Annotated in this window: 17 protein-coding genes; 12 read left to right on the plus strand and 5 right to left on the minus strand. The window is 69.0% G+C overall.

Annotated features, from left to right (window positions below; genetic code table 11):
* Nucleotides 1-12 precede the first annotated feature (12 nt).
* From IM787_RS18215 to metG, 4 genes are all read right to left on the minus strand, one after another.
* Nucleotides 13-1674 carry a SulP family inorganic anion transporter gene (locus IM787_RS18215; RefSeq protein ID WP_193678129.1) on the minus strand — a complete coding sequence of 554 codons (1662 nt, stop codon included), beginning with the start codon at nt 1672-1674 and terminating at the stop codon, nt 13-15.
* A 69-nt stretch (nt 1675-1743) separates the two neighbouring features.
* Nucleotides 1744-2493 (minus strand): YoaK family protein, encoded by a 750-nt coding sequence (locus IM787_RS18220; protein WP_193678130.1) that lies wholly within the window; start codon nt 2491-2493, stop codon nt 1744-1746.
* Between the two features lie 15 nt (nt 2494-2508).
* Nucleotides 2509-2718, minus strand: coding sequence for a hypothetical protein (locus IM787_RS18225; protein WP_193678131.1), 210 nt, complete (start codon nt 2716-2718; stop codon nt 2509-2511).
* A 9-nt stretch (nt 2719-2727) separates the two neighbouring features.
* Nucleotides 2728-4815 (minus strand): methionine--tRNA ligase, encoded by a 2088-nt coding sequence (metG, locus tag IM787_RS18230; protein WP_193678132.1) that lies wholly within the window; start codon nt 4813-4815, stop codon nt 2728-2730.
* A gap of 75 nt (nt 4816-4890) precedes the next feature.
* Here metG and apbC point away from each other — a divergent pair, with 75 nt between their 5' ends.
* Nucleotides 4891-5979, plus strand: coding sequence for an iron-sulfur cluster carrier protein ApbC (gene apbC, locus IM787_RS18235; RefSeq protein WP_193678133.1), 1089 nt, complete (start codon nt 4891-4893; stop codon nt 5977-5979).
* 4 nt (nt 5980-5983) lie between these two features.
* Here apbC and IM787_RS18240 read toward each other — a convergent pair whose 3' ends face one another.
* On the minus strand, nt 5984-6397 hold the full coding sequence (locus tag IM787_RS18240) for a hypothetical protein (RefSeq protein ID WP_193678134.1): 414 nt from the start codon (nt 6395-6397) through the stop codon (nt 5984-5986).
* 108 nt (nt 6398-6505) lie between these two features.
* On the opposite strand from IM787_RS18240, the gene IM787_RS18245 reads away from it, so the two are divergent.
* The 11 genes from IM787_RS18245 (at nt 6506) to IM787_RS18295 (ending at nt 17363) form a co-directional block, all read left to right on the plus strand.
* Nucleotides 6506-7057 carry a DUF3305 domain-containing protein gene (locus IM787_RS18245; protein WP_193678135.1) on the plus strand — a complete coding sequence of 184 codons (552 nt, stop codon included), beginning with the start codon at nt 6506-6508 and terminating at the stop codon, nt 7055-7057.
* A complete protein-coding gene (locus IM787_RS18250) occupies nt 7050-7712 on the plus strand; it encodes a DUF3306 domain-containing protein (RefSeq protein ID WP_193678136.1) in 663 nt (220 codons plus the stop codon). Before IM787_RS18245 ends, IM787_RS18250 begins: the two co-directional genes overlap by 8 nt.
* A complete protein-coding gene (locus IM787_RS18255; protein ID WP_193678137.1) occupies nt 7639-9726 on the plus strand; it encodes a 4Fe-4S binding protein in 2088 nt (695 codons plus the stop codon). The genes IM787_RS18250 and IM787_RS18255 overlap by 74 nt, the downstream gene beginning before the upstream one ends.
* Entirely contained in the window at nt 9723-10340 is a 618-nt protein-coding gene (locus tag IM787_RS18260; protein ID WP_193678138.1) for a TorD/DmsD family molecular chaperone, read from the plus strand. Before IM787_RS18255 ends, IM787_RS18260 begins: the two co-directional genes overlap by 4 nt.
* A 206-nt stretch (nt 10341-10546) precedes the next feature.
* Nucleotides 10547-10756 carry a twin-arginine translocation signal domain-containing protein gene (locus tag IM787_RS18265; protein WP_193678139.1) on the plus strand — a complete coding sequence of 70 codons (210 nt, stop codon included), beginning with the start codon at nt 10547-10549 and terminating at the stop codon, nt 10754-10756.
* A 17-nt stretch (nt 10757-10773) separates the two neighbouring features.
* Nucleotides 10774-13743 (plus strand): formate dehydrogenase subunit alpha, encoded by a 2970-nt coding sequence (locus tag IM787_RS18270; protein ID WP_193678140.1) that lies wholly within the window; start codon nt 10774-10776, stop codon nt 13741-13743.
* A 10-nt stretch (nt 13744-13753) separates the two neighbouring features.
* Nucleotides 13754-14371, plus strand: a complete 618-nt coding sequence (fdh3B, locus tag IM787_RS18275; protein WP_193678141.1) for a formate dehydrogenase FDH3 subunit beta — start codon at nt 13754-13756, stop codon at nt 14369-14371.
* The gene (locus IM787_RS18280) at nt 14368-14598 is read left to right on the plus strand and encodes a hypothetical protein (RefSeq protein ID WP_193678142.1); all 231 of its coding nucleotides are present in this window, start codon (nt 14368-14370) and stop codon (nt 14596-14598) included. Before fdh3B ends, IM787_RS18280 begins: the two co-directional genes overlap by 4 nt.
* Nucleotides 14582-15814: a formate dehydrogenase subunit gamma gene (locus tag IM787_RS18285; RefSeq protein ID WP_193678143.1), complete on the plus strand. Its 1233-nt coding sequence runs from the start codon at nt 14582-14584 to the stop codon at nt 15812-15814. The genes IM787_RS18280 and IM787_RS18285 overlap by 17 nt, the downstream gene beginning before the upstream one ends.
* 10 nt (nt 15815-15824) lie before the next feature.
* Complete coding sequence (locus IM787_RS21795) at nt 15825-16433, plus strand: hypothetical protein (protein WP_354004444.1); 609 nt, start codon at nt 15825-15827, stop codon at nt 16431-16433.
* A gap of 66 nt (nt 16434-16499) precedes the next feature.
* Nucleotides 16500-17363: a formate dehydrogenase accessory sulfurtransferase FdhD gene (locus IM787_RS18295; RefSeq protein WP_193678144.1), complete on the plus strand. Its 864-nt coding sequence runs from the start codon at nt 16500-16502 to the stop codon at nt 17361-17363.
* Nucleotides 17364-17388: the final 25 nt, after the last annotated feature.

Here is a 17388-nt window from a genome sequence, read left to right on the forward strand (position 1 = left end):
GGGGCCGCCGGGCTAGGCCGCGACCTCGGGCGAGGGCAGCCGCTGCGCCATTTCCCCGTCGAATCCGGCGCGCACGATCACCTCGCGCGGCTGGGCCTGCAGGTGGTCGATGCGCAGGCGGCCGCCGCGGGCAAGCACGGCCTTGTGCAGCTGGCGCAGGGCGTCCAGGCCCGAGGTGTCCAGGTGCACGAGCTGCAGCGCGTCGAGCACGACGTCGGGCGCCTGCGCGGCGTTCTCCACCGTTTCCACGATGGCATCGATCTTCGCCGCCGCCCCGAAGAAGAGCGCGCCGTACAGCCGGTAGCGCAGTTGCGCGCCGTCGCCCGGCACCGGCTCCACGCGGAACAGCGCCCCCATCTTCTGGATGAACAGCAAGCAGGCGGCCACCAGGCCGACCTCGACCGCCACCGTCAGGTCGAACACCACGGTCAGCACGAAGGTGCCGAGCATCAGCACCCGGTAGTGGACGCCGTAGCGGCGCAGGTGGGCGAATTCGCGCCATTCGCCCATGTTCCAGGCGACGAACACCAGGATGCCCGCCAGCACCGACAGCGGTACCAGCAGCGCCAGAGGCCCCGCCACGAGCACCACCGCCGCGATGGTGAGCGCATGGATCACCCCGGCGACGGGCGAGGTCGCCCCGGAGCGGATGTTCGTCACCGTCCGCGCGATGGTGCCGGTCGCCGGCATGCCGCCGAAGAAGGGCACCACGAAGTTGGCGACGCCCTGCGCCATCAGCTCCTGGTTGGGGTCGTGCCGGGGCAGCGGCGCGAGCTGGTCGGCCACCCGCGCGCACAGCAGCGATTCGATGGCGCCCAGCAGCGCGATGGTGAGCGTGGGCGTCACCAGCAGCTTCACGGTCTCCCAGCCGAAGGCCGGCAGCGCGAACGCCGGCAGGCCCTGCGGGATGCTGCCGAAGCGGCTGCCGATGGTTTCCACCGGCAGCTGCAGGAGGGTCGCCAGGGCCGTGAGCGTGACCAGCGCCACCACCGGGCCCGGCACCCGGGCCCCCACCTCGCTCGCCTGCTTCAGGCCCGGTACTCCCACCGCCAGCCGGGCCGGCAGCCGCGCGTTCCACAGACGTGGCCAGGCGAACAGCCCGAGGATGCATGCCGTGCCCAGTGCGAAGGCGTGCAGGTTGAAGCTGTGGAGGTTGGCCCCGAGGGCCGAGAGCTGCGCGAAGAAGTCGGCCGGCATCTTCGCGATGTCCAGGCCCAGCCAGTCCTTCACCTGGGAGGCGGCGATCAGCACGGCGATGCCGTTGGTGAAGCCGACCACGATGCTGACCGGCACGTAGCGCACCAGCCGCCCGAGCCGCAGCAGGCCCATCGCGAACAGCAGGACGCCGGCGCAGGCGGTGGAGATCAGCAGGTTGGCCAGGCCGTAGCGCTCCAGGATGCCGTAGACGATGACGATGAAGGCGCCGGCAGGCCCCCCGATCTGGACGTGCGAACCTCCCAGCAGCGAAATCAGGAGGCCGGCGATGATCGCCGTCCACAGGCCCGCTTCGGGCTTGAGGCCGCTGGCGATCGCGAACGCCATCGCCAGCGGCAGGGCGACGACGCCGACGGTCAGGCCGGCGCCGAGGTCGCGGAAGAAGCGGTTGCGGTCGTAGCCCCGCACCGCCGTCAGCAGGCGCGGCCGGAACGGGGCGAGGGAGACCGGCGGGGACATCGTGCGGGCCATTCTTGCACCCGCTGCCCGCAGGGGGCGAGCCCGTTGTGGGGCGGGGGCAACGCAGGCCTATGGGGCGGTCGACACCAGCCGCTGGCGCACATCCCGCAGGAGGGGCCGCAGCGCCAGCACCCAGAGGCCGATGGCGAGGGGCACGGTCGAAATGAAGCCCGCGTACTTGAACCCCAGTGCCCCGGCCACGCCGCCGACGAAGAAGCAGGACACCAGCACGGCGTGGATCCGCAGCTTGTGGCGGTTGGCGAGCACCGGGTCGGCCCCGTCGCGCGGGTTGATGTACAGCAGCTTGCCCAGTTCGATACCGATGTCGGTGACGAGCCCCGTCACGTGGGTGGTGCGGATCTCCGCCCTGGAGATCTTGGTGATGACTGCGTTCTGCAGGCCCATGATGTAGCAAAGCAGCAGGACGGTGAGCGGAAGGAACAGCGGCTCGAAGGCGCCCATGGAGGCGCCGGCCACCCCGAACAGCAGCAGCGCGCCGGATTCGAGCAGCAGCGGCAGACCGTACGCGCTGTGCAGGCGCCGGCGCAGGCCCCAGTTCACCAGCACCGCCGTGGTCATGGCGCCGGCCACGAAGGAGAGGATGGCGCCGGCGGCGGAGGCCGCGAGCGCCAGGTTGCCCAGGACGAGGTTGTCGGCGACGGACGAGACCAGCCCGGTCATGTGCGAGGTGTACTGGCCCACCGCGAGGAATCCGCCGGCATTGGTGGCGCCGGCGACGAAGGCCAGGAAGGCGCCGAGGCGGACGTTGGCCTGCGTGGTGCGGTCGACATCGGTCCAGCCGCGGATGAAGGCGAACATCGCCGGCGCTTCGCCCTACTTCTCTTCGTTCGAAGGCAGCACGGCATCCACCGCCAGCCCGGCTGCCGCGCCGGTGATCTTCACCGTGCCCACGGCGGCATCGACCGCCAGGGATCCTGCCGTCACCGCCAGGGAGGTCGCGGCCCCGGCGACGGTCACCACGGCGCAGCCGCCGAGGGAGGCGGCGCCCAAGACCAGGATGGCGGCGCGGACGAGGTGCTGCATGGTCCCAGCTTAGCGCACGCGCATGCCCGGCTCGGCACCCGGCCACGGATTCAGGACGTAAATCCCTGCCTTCGACTTCTCGTCGGCGTGGCTCGCCGCCAGCACCATGCCTTCGCTCACGCCGAACTTCATCTTGCGCGGGGCGAGGTTGGCGACCAGCACCGTCAGCTTGCCCACCAGGTCGGCCGGCTGGTAGGCCGAGGCGATGCCGGAGAACACGTTGCGGTGCCGCCCTTCGCCGACGTCCAGCGTGAGCTGCAGCAGCTTCTTCGAGCCTTCGACCGCCTTGCACTCCACGATCCTGGCGATCCGCAGGTCGATCTTCGTGAAGTCGTCGATCGTGATCTCCGCGGCGAGAGCCTCGCCCCCGGGTTCTCCGCTCCCTCCCCCTCCGGGGGAGGGTTGGGGTGGGGGCACGGCCACTGCCTCCGCCGGGACCTCGAACAGCGCATCCAGCTGCTTCGCATCCACCCGCTGCATCAGGTGCTTGTACTCGCCGACCTGGTGGCCGGCCGGGAGGGGCTCCGTCGCGCTCACCCAGTCCAGCGGACCGCATTGCAGGAACGCCTCGGCCTGCGCGGCCAGTGCCGGCAGCACGGGACGCAGGCAAGCGCTCAGCACGCGGAACATCTGCAGGCACCAGCTGCCCACGGCGGCGGCTTCCTCGCCCTTGCCTTCCTTGGCCAGCTTCCATGGCGCCGCGGCGTCGAACGCGGTGTTCACCTGGTCCGCGGCGGCCATGATCTCGCGCAGCGCCTTGGCGTAGTCGCGGCTCTCGTACAGGCCCCGCACGGCCTGCAGCAAGGCCTTCGGGTCGACGGCCGCCAGCGGGCGGGCCGCCACCAGCTTGCCGCCCGGCACGAACTTCACCGCGCGGCTCGCGATGTTGACGTACTTGCCCACCAGGTCGCTGTTGACCCGGGCCATGAAGTCCTCGGGGTTGAAGTCGATGTCCTCGTTGCGGCCATTGAGCTTGGCGGCGATGTAGTAGCGCAGCCACTCGGGGTTCATGCCCAGCGACAGGTACTTGAGCGGGTCCAGCCCCGTGCCGCGGCTCTTGCTCATCTTCTCGCCGTTGTTGACGGTGAGGAAGCCGTGGACGAAGACGGCGTTGGGCGTCCTGCGGCCGCTGAAGTACAGCATGGCCGGCCAGAACAGCGTGTGGAAGGTGATGATGTCCTTGCCGATGAAGTGGTACTGCTCCGTCGCCGGGTCGGCCATGAACTCCGCGAAGGAGCGGGTCTCGCCGGCGGCCTTCGCGCCGCCCTTGTCGAAGTAGTTCTTCAGCGAGGCGAGATAGCCCACCGGCGCGTCCAGCCAGACGTAGAAGTACTTGCCCGGCGCGTCGGGGATCTCGATGCCGAAGTAGGGCGCGTCGCGGCTGATGTCCCAGTCGCCCAGCGCCGTCTGGCCGTCCTCGCCGGGCACCAGCCATTCGCTGATCTTGTTCAGCACCTCGGGCTGCACGGTGCCGCTGGCCGTCCACTCGCGCAGGAACTGCATGCAGCGCGGATCGGACAGCTTGAAGAAGAAGTGCTCGGAGGTCTTCAGGACCGGCGTGGCGCCGGACAACGCCGAGTACGGGTTGATGAGGTCCGTGGGGCTGTAGACCTTGCTGCAGACCTCGCAGTTGTCGCCGTACTGGTCCTTCGCGTGGCAGTTCGGGCATTCGCCCTTGATGAACCGGTCGGGCAGGAACATGTTCTTCTGCGGGTCGAAGAACTGCTCGATGGTCTTGCTGGCGACGAGGCCGTTGGCCTTCAGGTCGCGGTAGATCTGCTGGGCGAGCTCGGTGTTTTCCGCGCTGTCGGTCGAATGCCAGTTGTCGAAGCGGATGTGGAAGCCGTCCAGGTATTCCTTGCGGCCGGCGGCGATCTCGCCCACGAAGGCCTGCGGCGTCTTGCCGGCCTTCTCCGCCGCGATCATGATCGGCGCGCCGTGTGCGTCGTCGGCGCCCACGAAATGCACCATGTGCCCGCCCATGCGCTGGTGGCGCACCCAGATGTCGGCCTGGATGTATTCCATGATGTGGCCGATGTGGAACCTGCCGTTGGCGTACGGCAGGGCGGTGGTGACGAAGAGCTTGCGCTGGGGCATGGGGGGATTTCCAGGGGGAACCCGCGATTTTATTCGGGGTCGGTACACTCCGCCCAACTCCGAGAGACAAGCGTCATGGCCACCCCCGAACAGCTGCTCGCCGCCCTGGCGAGCGTGAAGGACCCGAACACGGGCAAGGATTTCGTCAGCACCAAGGCGGTGAAGAACGTGCAGGTGGAAGGCGGCGACGTCTCCTTCGACGTGGAACTGGGCTACCCGGCGAAAAGCCAGGTGCCCGCCCTGCGCAAGGCGCTGGTGGCCGCCGCCAAGGGCGTTGCCGGCGTCGAGAACGTCTCCGTGAACATCACCACCCGCGTCGTCGCGCATGCCGTGCAGCGCGGCGTGCAGCTGATGCCCAACGTGAAGAACATCATCGCCGTCGCCTCCGGCAAGGGCGGCGTCGGCAAGAGCACCACCGCCGCCAACCTGGCGCTGGCGCTGGCCGCCGAGGGCGCCAAGGTGGGCGTGCTCGATGCCGACATCTACGGCCCCAGCCAGCCCATGATGCTGGGCATCGACCGCCGGCCCGAGAGCGACGACGGCCAGACGATGGAGCCGCTGGAGAACCACGGCATCCAGGTCATGTCCATCGGCTTCCTGATCAACCAGGACGAGGCCATGATCTGGCGCGGCCCCATGGCCACCCAGGCGCTGGAGCAGCTGCTGCGCCAAACCAACTGGCAGGACCTCGACTACCTGATCGTCGACATGCCCCCGGGCACCGGCGACATCCAGCTCACGCTGTCCCAGCGCGTGCCCATGACCGGCGCCGTCATCGTGACCACGCCGCAGGACATCGCCCTGATCGACGCCAAGAAGGCCGTCACCATGTTCGAGAAGGTGGGCGTGCCCATCCTCGGCGTCGTCGAGAACATGGCGGTGCACGTGTGCAGCAACTGCGGCCATGCGGAACACATCTTCGGCGAGGGCGGCGGCAAGCGCTACGCGCAGGAAAAGGGCATCGACTACCTCGGCGCGCTGCCGCTGGACATGCGCATCCGCCTGCAGGCCGACAGCGGCAAGCCGACGGTCGTGGCGGACCCGGACAGCGAAGCCGCGGGCATCTACAAGAGCGTCGCGCGGCAGGTGGCGATCAAGATCGCCACCAAGGCCAAGGACTTCTCGACCAAGTTCCCGACGATCACGGTGTCCAAGAACACCTGAGCGGCTAGGGCGAACTGCTCCAGGCCCGGCCACCGCCGATCAGCTGCATCGCGTCGCCGACCTGCCAGCGGCCCGGCTGCGGGTCGCGGCTGTAGCGCAGGGTGCCGTCCGGCAGCCGCACGGCGAATTCGTAGGAGGCGGCGGCGTCGCCCTTGGCTTCGATCTGCCGGATGCTCTCGATGACGCCGCAGGTTTCGCAGCGCGCCCTGGGCGGCAACAGTTGCGGGTGGAGCTGCGTGCCCGTCGGCGCGGTGGCCCGTGGGGACGAGGGCATCTGCGGGGCGGCTTCGGGCCACAGCGCAAAGGCTGCCAGCACGGCACCGAAGGCGCCGACCACGGCCCCGACGGCGAGGGGTCTCGAATGCCTGGCGGTCAGGCCCGCCCACCAGGCCGGCGGCGCGCCGTGCGATTCGCTCATGGAAGTCCTTCCGGTTGGATGCCGGGACGGATTCCACGCGCAGGGCGCGATTGTGCGCTTCATTCCTGCACAGCGGGGGGCGGGCGGGGCTGCTGCACAATGGGAACGATGACGACGCGCCCCCACATCGAAGTTGCCGTGGTGATGCGGAAGGTCCCCACCTCCAGCAAGTGGCAGCCGTTCCGCTGGGAACTGGCGGAGGTCGTGCGCCACGAGGAATCCTTCGGTACCGAACCGCGCCTGCTGCAGCGGGAGCCCAGCGGCGCCGAACAGTGGCTGCATCCCGCCCTGCGGGTCGAACTGTTCCGCGACGAGGCCGAGGGTTACCACCTGAACCTCACGACCGACGCGCCCGCCTGGTTCGTGATGTGGCGCATGGAAGAAGAGCCGACGGTCGCCGACGAGCCGATCGCCCGGCCGGTGGTGGTGACGCTGAGCTACCACGAGGCCGGCCGCTGGCTGGACGCGCAGGAAACGGTGGAGAACGTGCCCGCGCCCGGCGAAGTGCTTGCGTGGGCCCAGGAATTCGCCGATGCGCACTACGTGCCGGAGCCGCGCAAGCGCAAGCGCCCGGAAAGCTTCAGGCGCCTGGAAGACCGCTTCGGCAATCCGGCTTCGGTGTCCACCGGCAAGAAGTACGGCGGGGGCGAAGGTGGCTGACGGATTCCTGGGGCGCTGGGCGAAGCGCAAGGAGGCGGTGCGCAAGGGGGAGGCCGTGCCGGCGGAGCCGGAGAAGGTTGTTGCCGCGGTGCCCCCACCCCAGCCCTCCCCCGGAGGGGGAGGGAGCGAAGCCGCAGTCCTCCCTCCCCCCCTGGGGGAGGGCCAGGGTGGGGGCACGCCGGCGACGGAACAGTCCCCCCTCCCCACCCTCGCCGACACCGAATCCCTTACCCCCGCCTCCGACTTCACCCGCTTCGTCCAGCCCGGCGTGGCGCCGGAGGTGAGGAACGCCGCCGTCAAGAAGCTCTTTGCCGACCCGCACTTCAACGTGATGGACCGGCTGGACACCTACATCGACGACTACGGCAAGCCCGACCCGATCCCGCCCGCCATGCTGCGGCAGCTGGCCAGCGCGAAGTTCCTCAACCTCTTCCGCGAGGACGAGGAGCAGGAAGAGCGCGAACGCCTCGCGCGGGAGGGCAAAGGCCCCACGGCCCGGGAAGTCGCGGATGACCCGGCACCCGAATCCGTGGCACAGTCCAGCAACCGGACCGAGCAAGCATTACCGCCGGCCGAAGACCATGCCGACCCTGATCTGCGACTGCAACAAGACGATGCCCCTGGACGCGAAGAGCCTGGGGCGGGCTCTGGATGAAGACCTGACGCTGCACTCCACGCTGTGCCGCCGCGAAGCCGGCGCGTTCCAGCAGGCCGTGAAGACCGGCGCCGACGTGGTGGTGGCCTGCACCCAGGAAAAGCGGCTGTTCGCCGAGCTGGGCACGCAGATCGAAGGCGCGATCTCGCCGATCCGCTTCGTCAACATCCGCGAAACCGGCGGCTGGAGCCGCGACGCCAAGAGCGCCATGCCCAAGCTGGCCGCGCTGCTCGCGGCCGCCAAGCTGCCGGAGCCCGAGCCGGTGCCCACCGTCACCTACAAGAGCGCCGGCCGCCTGCTGGTGATCGGTCCGCTGGAGGAAGCCGAGCGCTTCGCCGCGGTGGTCGGCGACGCGCTGGACGTCGTGATCTTCTCGCGCGGCGGCAGCGGCGCGCAGGAACGCAAGTACCCCGTGGTCGGCGGCCGCATCGAGAGCCTCACCGGCTGGCTCGGCGCCTTCCAGCTGAAATGGTCGCAGGACAACGCGATCGACCTGGACCTGTGCACCCGCTGCAATGCCTGCGTGGCCGCCTGCCCGGAGCAGGCGATCGGCCTGGACTACCAGGTCGACCTGCAGGCCTGCAAGGGCCATCGCGACTGCGTGAGGGCCTGCGACGTTGCCGGCGCCATCGACTTCGCGCGCGAGCCCGTCGCGCACGACGACACCTTCGACCTCGTGCTGGACCTGCGCCGCCAGCCCGGCTTCCTGCAGCACGCGCCGCCGCAGGGCTACTTCCACCTGCCGCCGGAGCAGGAGAACGGCCCGCGCGCGCTGGATGTGGTCATCAAGCTGCGTGAACTGGTGGGCGAGTTCGAGAAGCCGAAGTTCTTCGCGTACAAGCAGAAGCTCTGCGCGCACAGCCGCAACGAGAAAGTGGGCTGCAACGCCTGCGTCGACATCTGTTCCGCCGAGGCGATCTCCAGCGACAAGGCCCGCCAGCAGATCAAGGTGAACCCGAACCTGTGCGTCGGTTGCGGGGCCTGCACCACCGTGTGCCCCACGGGCGCGCTCACCTATGCCTATCCGCGCGCGGGCGAGCAGGGCACGAAGGTGCGCACGCTGCTGAACACCTACGAGAAAGCCGGCGGCGCCGCGCCCGTGCTGCTGCTGCACTCGCAGGAGCGCGGCCAGGCGCTGGTCGAGGAGCTGGGCCGCGCCGCCCGCGTGGGTGCCGGTGCCGGCGTGCCCGCCAACGTGATCCCCTTCCCGGTCTGGCACGTCGCCAGCACGGGCATCGAGCTGTGGCTGACGGCGGTGGCGCAGGGCGCTTCGCACGTCGCGCTGCTCGCGACCCACGAGGAAGCGCCGCAGTACCTGGACGCGCTCGAGACGCAGATGCAGGTGGCGCAGGCCATCCTGGAAGGCCTGGGTTACGAGGGCACGCACTTCAGCCTGCTGCGCAGCCGCAGCCCGTCCGACCTGGACCAGGACCTGCAGCTGCTGGCCAGGCGCCGCGGCGCCGCGCCGCGCGAGCGCGCCCGCTATGCGGTCGCCGCGGAGAAGCGCACGACGCTGGAGCTCGCGCTCGACCACCTCGTCGAGCACGCGCCGCGTCAGCCGGAGAGCATCGCGCTGCCGGCGGGCGCCCCGGTGGGCCAGATCCTCGTCGACAAGGACAAGTGCACCCTGTGCCTCAGTTGCGTGAGCGCCTGCCCGGCCAGCGCCCTGCAGGACAACCCGCAGGCGCCGCAATTGCGGCTGGTGGAAAAGAACTGCGTGCAGTGCGGCCTGTGCGCCAAGACCTGCCCCGAGCAGGCGATCACGCTGCAGCCGCGGCTGCTGCTGACGCCGGAGCGCAAGCAGCCGCGCGTGCTGAACGAAGCCAAGCCTTACTCCTGCATCCGCTGCAGCAAGCCGTTCGGCACGCTGAAGGGCATCGAGAACATGCTCGGCAAGCTCGCCGGCCACTCCATGTTCCAGGGCGCGGCGCTGGACCGGCTGAAGATGTGCGGCGACTGCCGCGTGATCGACATCTATTCAGCCGAGAACGAATCGCGCATCACCGACCTATGAACGATCCCTTGCCGACGTCCAGCGCGCTGGACGAGGAAACCGCGCGTGCCGAGATCTACGGGCTGCTGGCGCATCTCTATTACGCGCCGCCGCCCGAGGAGACGCTCGCTGCGCTGCGCGTGGCCGTGACGGAGGCACCGGCGCAAGGCGCCTTCCTCGAGGAGCCCTGGCGCGAAGTCGTGGCATCGGCGCGCGCCCTGGACGCCAAAGCGATCCGCGACGAGTACGACGCGCTCTTCGGCGGCGTGGGCAAGCCCGACGTCTACCTGTTCGGGTCGCATTACCTCAGTGGCTTCCTGAACGAGCGCCCGCTCTCGCAGCTGCGCGACACGCTGGCGGAGCTGGGCCTCGCGCGCGACGAAGCCATGCCCGAGACCGAGGACCACATCGCGTACCTGTGCGAGGTGATGCGCTACCTGATCGCCGGCGACGATGCCGCGGTGGCCAACCTCACGAAGCAGCGCGAGTTCTTCTCCGCGCACCTGCTGCCCTGGGCCAATGATTTGTGCGATGCAATAAGCGCGCACCCCCGCGCCCGCTTCTATGCGGCGCTCGCCGGCTTCACGAGAGCTTTCGTCTCCGTCGAGGCGCAAGGCTTCGACATGCTCGCCTGAGCGCGAGGCGCCGCACGCTGACACGATGCTTGCACGCGCCCTGCGCGCGTGTCGCTTTTTGCGACGGATCCTGTCGTGCTGCTGTCTTCTCCGCGTTTTCCCTAGGCGTGCGCCGCGTCTTTTTGCATGCCAACGATTGCCGCCCTGTATCGCGTCCACTACAGTATGAAACGTAGTTCATAAGCTGAGCGAGCCAGGAGACGCACATGTCCGAAAGCAAGCCGAAGCCCTCCCGCCGGGGTTTCATGTTGGGGGCCGCCGTTGCCGGCGCAGCCACTGCCGCAGTCGTCGCACTGCCCAAGGTCGAGGGCGAGCAAGCCCCCACCGCCGAACAGACGCCGCCCGCGCCTGCGAACGGCGGCGGCTACCGCCTGACGGAACACGTCAAGCAGTACTACAAGACCACGCTGATCTGATTTCGCTGGAGAGTTCCATGTTGCTCACGAAGAAGTCGGGAGCGGCCTCGGCCCACCCGCGCTCGCCGTTCGTCCACAGCCTGCAGCGCGGCCTGACCTCCGCGATCCCCACCATGGACCGGCGCGCGTTCCTGCGCCGCTCCGGCCTCGGCGTAGGCGTCGGCATCGCCGCGGGCTCGCTGACCCTGGTGAAGAAGGCGAAGGCCGCCGACGGCAAGGGCCCGGCGGTCGGCGAAGGGCGCATCGAGGTCAAGCGCACGGTCTGCTCGCACTGTTCGGTGGGCTGCGCGATCGACGCGGTCGTCGAGAACGGCGTGTGGGTGCGCCAGGAGCCGGTGTTCGACTCGCCCATCAACCTGGGCGCGCACTGCGCGAAGGGCGCGGCGATCCGCGAGCACGGCCACGGTGAATTCCGCCTGCGCTACCCGATGAAGCTGGTGGACGGCAAGTACGTCCGCATCCCCTGGGACCAGGCCTACAACGAGATCGTCGCGCGCCTGAACGAGATCCGCAAGGCGAGCGGGCCCGACGCCGTGTACTGGATCGGCTCCTCGAAGCACAACAACGAGCAGGCGTACCTGATGCGCAAGTTCGTCAGCCTGTACGGCAGCAACAACTGCGACCACCAGGCCCGCATCTGCCACTCCACCACGGTGGCCGGCGTGGCGAACACGTGGGGCTACGGCGCCATGACCAACTCGTACAACGACATGCAGAACAGCAAGGCTGCGTTGTACATCGGCTCGAACGCCGCCGAGGCGCACCCCGTTTCCATGCTGCACATGCTGCATGCCAAGGAGACGGGCACGAAGATGATCGTGGTCGACCCGCGCTTCACGCGCACCGCCGCGAAGTCCGACCAGTACGTGCGCATCCGCTCCGGGTCCGACATCCCGTTCCTGTTCGGCGTGCTGTACCACGTGTTCAAGAACGGCTGGGAGGACAAGAAGTACCTCAACGACCGCGTCTTCGGCATGGACAAGGTGCGCGAGGACGTCATGGCGAAGTGGACGCCGGACAAGGTCGAGGAGGCCTGCGGCGTGCCCGAGGCCGAGGTGTTCAAGGTCGCCCAGACCATGGCGATGAACCGTCCGTCCACCATCGTGTGGTGCATGGGCCAGACGCAGCACACCATTGGCAATGCGATGGTGCGCGCCTCGTGCATCCTGCAGCTGGCGCTGGGCAACATCGGGGTCTCCGGGGGTGGCGCGAACATCTTCCGCGGCCACGACAACGTGCAGGGCGCGACCGACGTCGGGCCGAACCCGGATTCGCTGCCCGGCTACTACGGCATCGTCGAAGGCTCCTGGCGCCACTTCGCCCGCGTCTGGGGCGTGGACTACGACTGGATCAAGGGCCGCTTCTCCAACCCCGGGATGATGTCCAAGCCCGGCATCACGGTCTCCCGCTGGATCGACGGCATCCTCGAGAAGAACGAGATGATCGACCAGGACCCCAACCTCAAGGCGGTGGTGTTCTGGGGCCATGCGCCGAACTCGCAGACCCGCGGCCTCGAGATGAAGAAGGCCATGGACAAGCTGGACCTGCTGGTCGTGATCGACCCGTACCCGTCCGCCACCGCCGCCATGGCGGCCATGCCGGGCAAGCCCGAAGACCAGAACCCGAACCGCGGCGTGTACCTGCTGCCCGCCGCGACGCAGTTCGAGACCAGCGGCTCGGTGACGGCGTCCAACCGCTCGATCCAGTGGCGCGAGAAGGTGATCGAGCCGCTGTGGGAAAGCCGCAGCGACCACATGATCATGTACCAGCTGGCCGACAAGCTCGGCTTCGGCAAGGAACTGGTCAAGAACTACAAGATGCAGAAGGTCAAGGGCATGGACGAGCCCGTGCCCGAGGACATCCTGCGCGAGATCAACAAGTCCGTCTGGACCATCGGCTACACGGGCCAGAGTCCCGAGCGGCTGAAGGCGCACATGAAGCTCATGGCGCACTTCGACGTGAAGACGCTCAAGGCCAAGGCCAGCGTGAAGGACCCGGTCACCGGCTACGACATCGCCGGCGACTACTTCGGCCTGCCGTGGCCCTGCTTCGGCAACCCCGAGCTCAAGCACCCCGGTTCGCCGAACCTGTACGACACCACCAAGCACGTGATGGACGGCGGCGGCTGCTTCCGCGCCAACTTCGGCGTGGAGAAGGACGGCGTGAACCTGCTGGCCGAGGACGGCTCGCATTCGGTCGGCTCCGACATCACCACCGGCTATCCCGAAGTCGACCACGTCTTCGTCAAGAAGCTGGGCTGGTGGAACGAGCTCACGCCCGCCGAACAGGCCCTGGCCGAAGGAAAGAACTGGAAGACCGACCCGTCGGGCGGCCTGATCCGCGTGGTGATGAAGAACCACGGCGTGCACCCGTTCGGCAATGCGAAGGCGCGCGCGGTGGTCTGGAACTTCCCGGACCCGATCCCGCAGCACCGCGAGGCGCTGTACAGCACCCGGCCCGACCTGGTCGCCAAGTACCCCAGCCACGACGACAAGAAGGCCTTCTGGCGCCTGCCCACGCTGTACAAGACCCTGCAGCAGCAGAACATCGCCGACAAGCTGCACGAGAAGTTCCCGCTGATCCTCACCTCCGGCCGCCTGGTGGAGTACGAAGGCGGCGGCGAGGAGACGCGCGCCAATCCCTGGCTGGCGGAACTGCAGCAGGAAGCCTACGTGGAGATCAACCCGAAGACGGCCGCCGCGCGCAACATCCGCAACGGCGACCGCGTGTGGCTGAAGTCGCCCACCGGCGCGCAGCTGAACGTGCAGGCGATGGTGACCGAACGCGTCGGGCCGGACACGGTCTGGATGCCTTTCCACTTCTCCGGCCGCTGGCAGGGCGCCGACATGCTGGCGTACTACCCGTCCGGCGCGGCGCCGGTGGTGCGCGGCGAGGCGGTGAACACCGCCACCACTTACGGTTACGACTCCGTGACCATGATGCAAGAGACGAAGACGACGATCTGCAACGTCGAGAAGGTCGCGTGAGGAGACTGACATGGCACGAATGAAATTCATCTGTGACTCCGAGCGTTGCATCGAGTGCAACAGCTGCGTCACGGCCTGCAAGAACGAACACGAGGTGCCCTGGGGCGTGAACCGCCGCCGCGTGGTCACGCTCAACGACGGCGTCCCCGGCGAGCGCTCGGTGTCGGTGGCCTGCATGCACTGCTCCGACGCGCCCTGCATGGCGGTCTGCCCGGTCAACTGCTTCTACCGCACCGAAGAGGGCGTGGTGCTGCACGACAAGGACACCTGCATCGGCTGCGGCTACTGCAGCTATGCCTGCCCGTTCGGCGCGCCGCAGTTCCCCGCGGCCGGCACCTTCGGCGTGCGCGGCAAGATGGACAAGTGCACCTTCTGCGCCGGCGGCCCCGAGGCCCACGGCTCGCAGGCCGAGTTCGAGAAGTACGGACGCAACCGCCTGGCGGAAGGCAAGCTGCCCGCCTGCGCCGAGATGTGCTCCACCAAGGCGCTGCTCGGCGGCGACGGCGACGTGGTCGCGGACATCTTCCGCAACCGCGTGCTCAAGCGCGGCAAGGGCGCCGAAGTGTGGGGCTGGGGCACCGCCTACGGTTCCAAGCAGGCCGGCCAGCCGCAGGGAGCGAAGTCGTGATCCGCGGCGCGCTCCTCATCGCCCTGGGCACGCTGGCGCTGGCCGGCTGCGCCGAGCGCGAGCAGACCGAAACCGGGATCAAGAGCGACCAGCAGGCCTTCCAGGGCACCAACCGGCAGCCGCCGTACATGGCGCCCGGCTGGAAGCCGGGCGACCGCGCCGCCTGGGAATCGCACCTGAAGGTGCGGACCGTGCAGGGACAGAACGACTATGCCAAGGTTCCTTGACCTCGTCGTCGCGGCGGCACTGACCTTCGGGGCCGCGGGCATCGCGCTGGCGCAGTCGAACGCGTCCGCGCCTGCCGGCGGCGGTGCCTCGACGACCACCAGCGCGCCGGCCACGCCGGCCGACGACCCGGCGCCCGCCACCGGCGGCATCCAGGGCCAGAACATCTTCGACGTGAAGCCCGAGGTGAAGCGCGACGCTTCGTCCGAGGCCGGCTACATGCAGCAGAGCAACGGCCAGCGCAACGCCGTGCAGCCCGGCAACAATTCGCCCATGTGGCGCGACGTGAAGAACGGCGTGACCGGCTTCACCACGCTGCCTTACCCCGAGGCGGGCAACCTGATCCAGGGCCAGGTGCAGTATCCGGGCTCGAAGTTCACCACCGCGGGCGAGGCCTGGCGGCAGGTGCGCAACCACTGGATCGTGCCGTACGGTGGCGCGCTGCTGCTGATCGTGGTGCTGGCGCTGGCGATCTTCTACTTCACCAAGGGCAAGCTCGGCCACGCCGACGTCACGGCCGGCACGGGCCGGATCGAGCGGTTCACGCCCTTCGAGCGCGCCGCCCACTGGTCCAACGCCATCGCCTTCGTGATCCTGGCGGTGTCCGGCATCATCATGGCCTTCGGCAAGTTCTTCCTGCTGCCGGTGATCGGCCAGACGCTGTTCGGCTACTTCACGTACCTGCTGAAGAACCTGCACAACTTCGTCGGCCCGCTGTTCGTGGTGTCGCTGGTGATCATCTTCCTCACCTTCCTGCGCGACAACTTCCCGCAGCGCGGCGACCTGCGCTGGCTGGTCAAGCTGGGAGGCCTGATGGGCAAGGGCCCCGAAGTGCCGTCGCACCGCTTCAATGCCGGCGAAAAGGCCGTGTTCTGGGGCGGCGTGTTCCTGCTGGGAACCATCGTCGTCGCTTCCGGCCTGGTGCTGGACAAGCTGTTGCCCGGCCTTCTGTACGAGCGCGCGACCATGCAGCAGGCCCACATGATCCACGCCGTTGCGGCCATGCTGATGATGGCCGTGTTCCTGGGGCACATCTACATCGGCACCATCGGCATGCGCGGCGCCTACGGCGCGATGCGCCGTGGCTACGTCGGCGAGGAGTGGGCCCGGGAGCACCACGAGTACTGGTACGAGGACATCAAGGCCGGCAAGATCCCCGCCCAGCGCAGCAAGGCCATGACCATCGTCGACGACACGCAGCGCGTGCGTCCCGTCTGAGGAGATCCGCTTGAGCAAGAAACTGGTACTCACCGCCTGCGCCCTCGCCGCTTCCGGCCTGGCGCTCGCCAAGCTGCCGCCGCTGGACGATGCCGCCAAGGCCAAGGCCGCGGAAACCGCCGCCAAGGCCGCGTGGCAGGCCAAGGTGGACGCTTTCCAGCTGTGCAAGGTGCAGGACCGCATCGCGTCTCAGTACCGCGGCAAGGCAGGCAGCCGCCCGGCCGGCGCGACGACGACGGCGGGCATGGTGCCCGCCTCGATGCCCACCACGGCCGCCACGGGCGCCGCGGCGCCTGCAGCAGCCGCGGCGCCTGCGGCGGCCACCACCGCCGCGGCAGCCACACCGACGACGCCGTCGAACTCCGGCAACCCGACCACCACGGCACAAGCCGGCGGCACGCCGGTGGCCAACGTGGCCACCGCCCCCACGCTGCCGGCCTGCGCGGACCCGGGCCCCTTCGCCTACAACCCGGCGCCGCAGACGCCGCTGGAGACTTCCGGCGCGCACTCGCCGGCCGGCAATGCGGCCGCGCCACCGAGCGTGCGCCCGGAATCGGCCCAGATGGCCCCGGCCGGCGCCACGACCGAAAAGTCGAAGCAGGCGACCACCAAGCCCTGAGCTTCGACTGCCCGATCGGAGGCCGGCCTTGCGCCGGCCTTTTTCGTTTGCGGTAGCCTAGGCGCCATGTCCCGCCCCGTCCTGACCCAGGCGCATGCGCCGCTGACCCGCAGCGTCGAGGTGCTGAACGCCCACGGGCAGGTGGAGACGATCTCGATCCCGGCCGAGCGGCCCCTGACCGTCTACGTGGACAAGCGCGAGCTGGTCACGCTGATGACGCTGGGCGCCCATCCCGAATGGCTGGTGCTGGGCTACCTGCGCAACCAGCGGCTGGTGCGCTCGGTCGACGCCGTCGAATCCGTGACGGTCGACTGGGACGTCGGCGCCGCCGCCGTGAAGACCCACGACGGCATCGACCGCATCGAGGAGCGCACCGCGCATCGCGTGGTCACCACAGGCTGCGGCCAGGGCACCGTCTTCGGAGCGCTGATGGACGAGATCGAGAACGTGCAGCTCCCCGACGCGCGCCTGTCGCAGGCGCAGCTCTACGCCATCGTCAACGCGATCCGCGTCCAGGAGAGCACGTACAAGTCCGCCGGCTCGGTGCATGCCTGCGCGCTGTTCCGCGGCGAGGAGATGCTGCTGTTCGTCGAGGACGTCGGCCGCCACAACGCGATCGACACCATCGCCGGGTGGATGTGGCTGCAGGAGCCCGCGCGCCTGGACGCCAGCGACACGCCGCTGGTGTTCTACACGACCGGCCGGCTCACCAGCGAGATGGTGATCAAGTCGGCGCAGATGGGCGTGGCCATCGTCATCTCGCGCAGCGGCATGACGCAGATGGGCCACGAGATCGCGCAGCGCGTGGGCCTGTGCACCGTCGGCCGCGCGACCGGCAAGCACTTCCTCTGCTACACCGCGCCGGAACGGCTGCTGCTGCAGCCCGAACTCGCCGGCGAGCGCCTGCGTTCGGCCGGCGCGGCCTCCTGAGCCTCACGCCCGCCTCATACTTTTC

It is taken from the genome of Ramlibacter pallidus, assembly GCF_015070875.1.
GTDB classification, from domain to species: domain Bacteria; phylum Pseudomonadota; class Gammaproteobacteria; order Burkholderiales; family Burkholderiaceae_C; genus Ramlibacter; species Ramlibacter pallidus.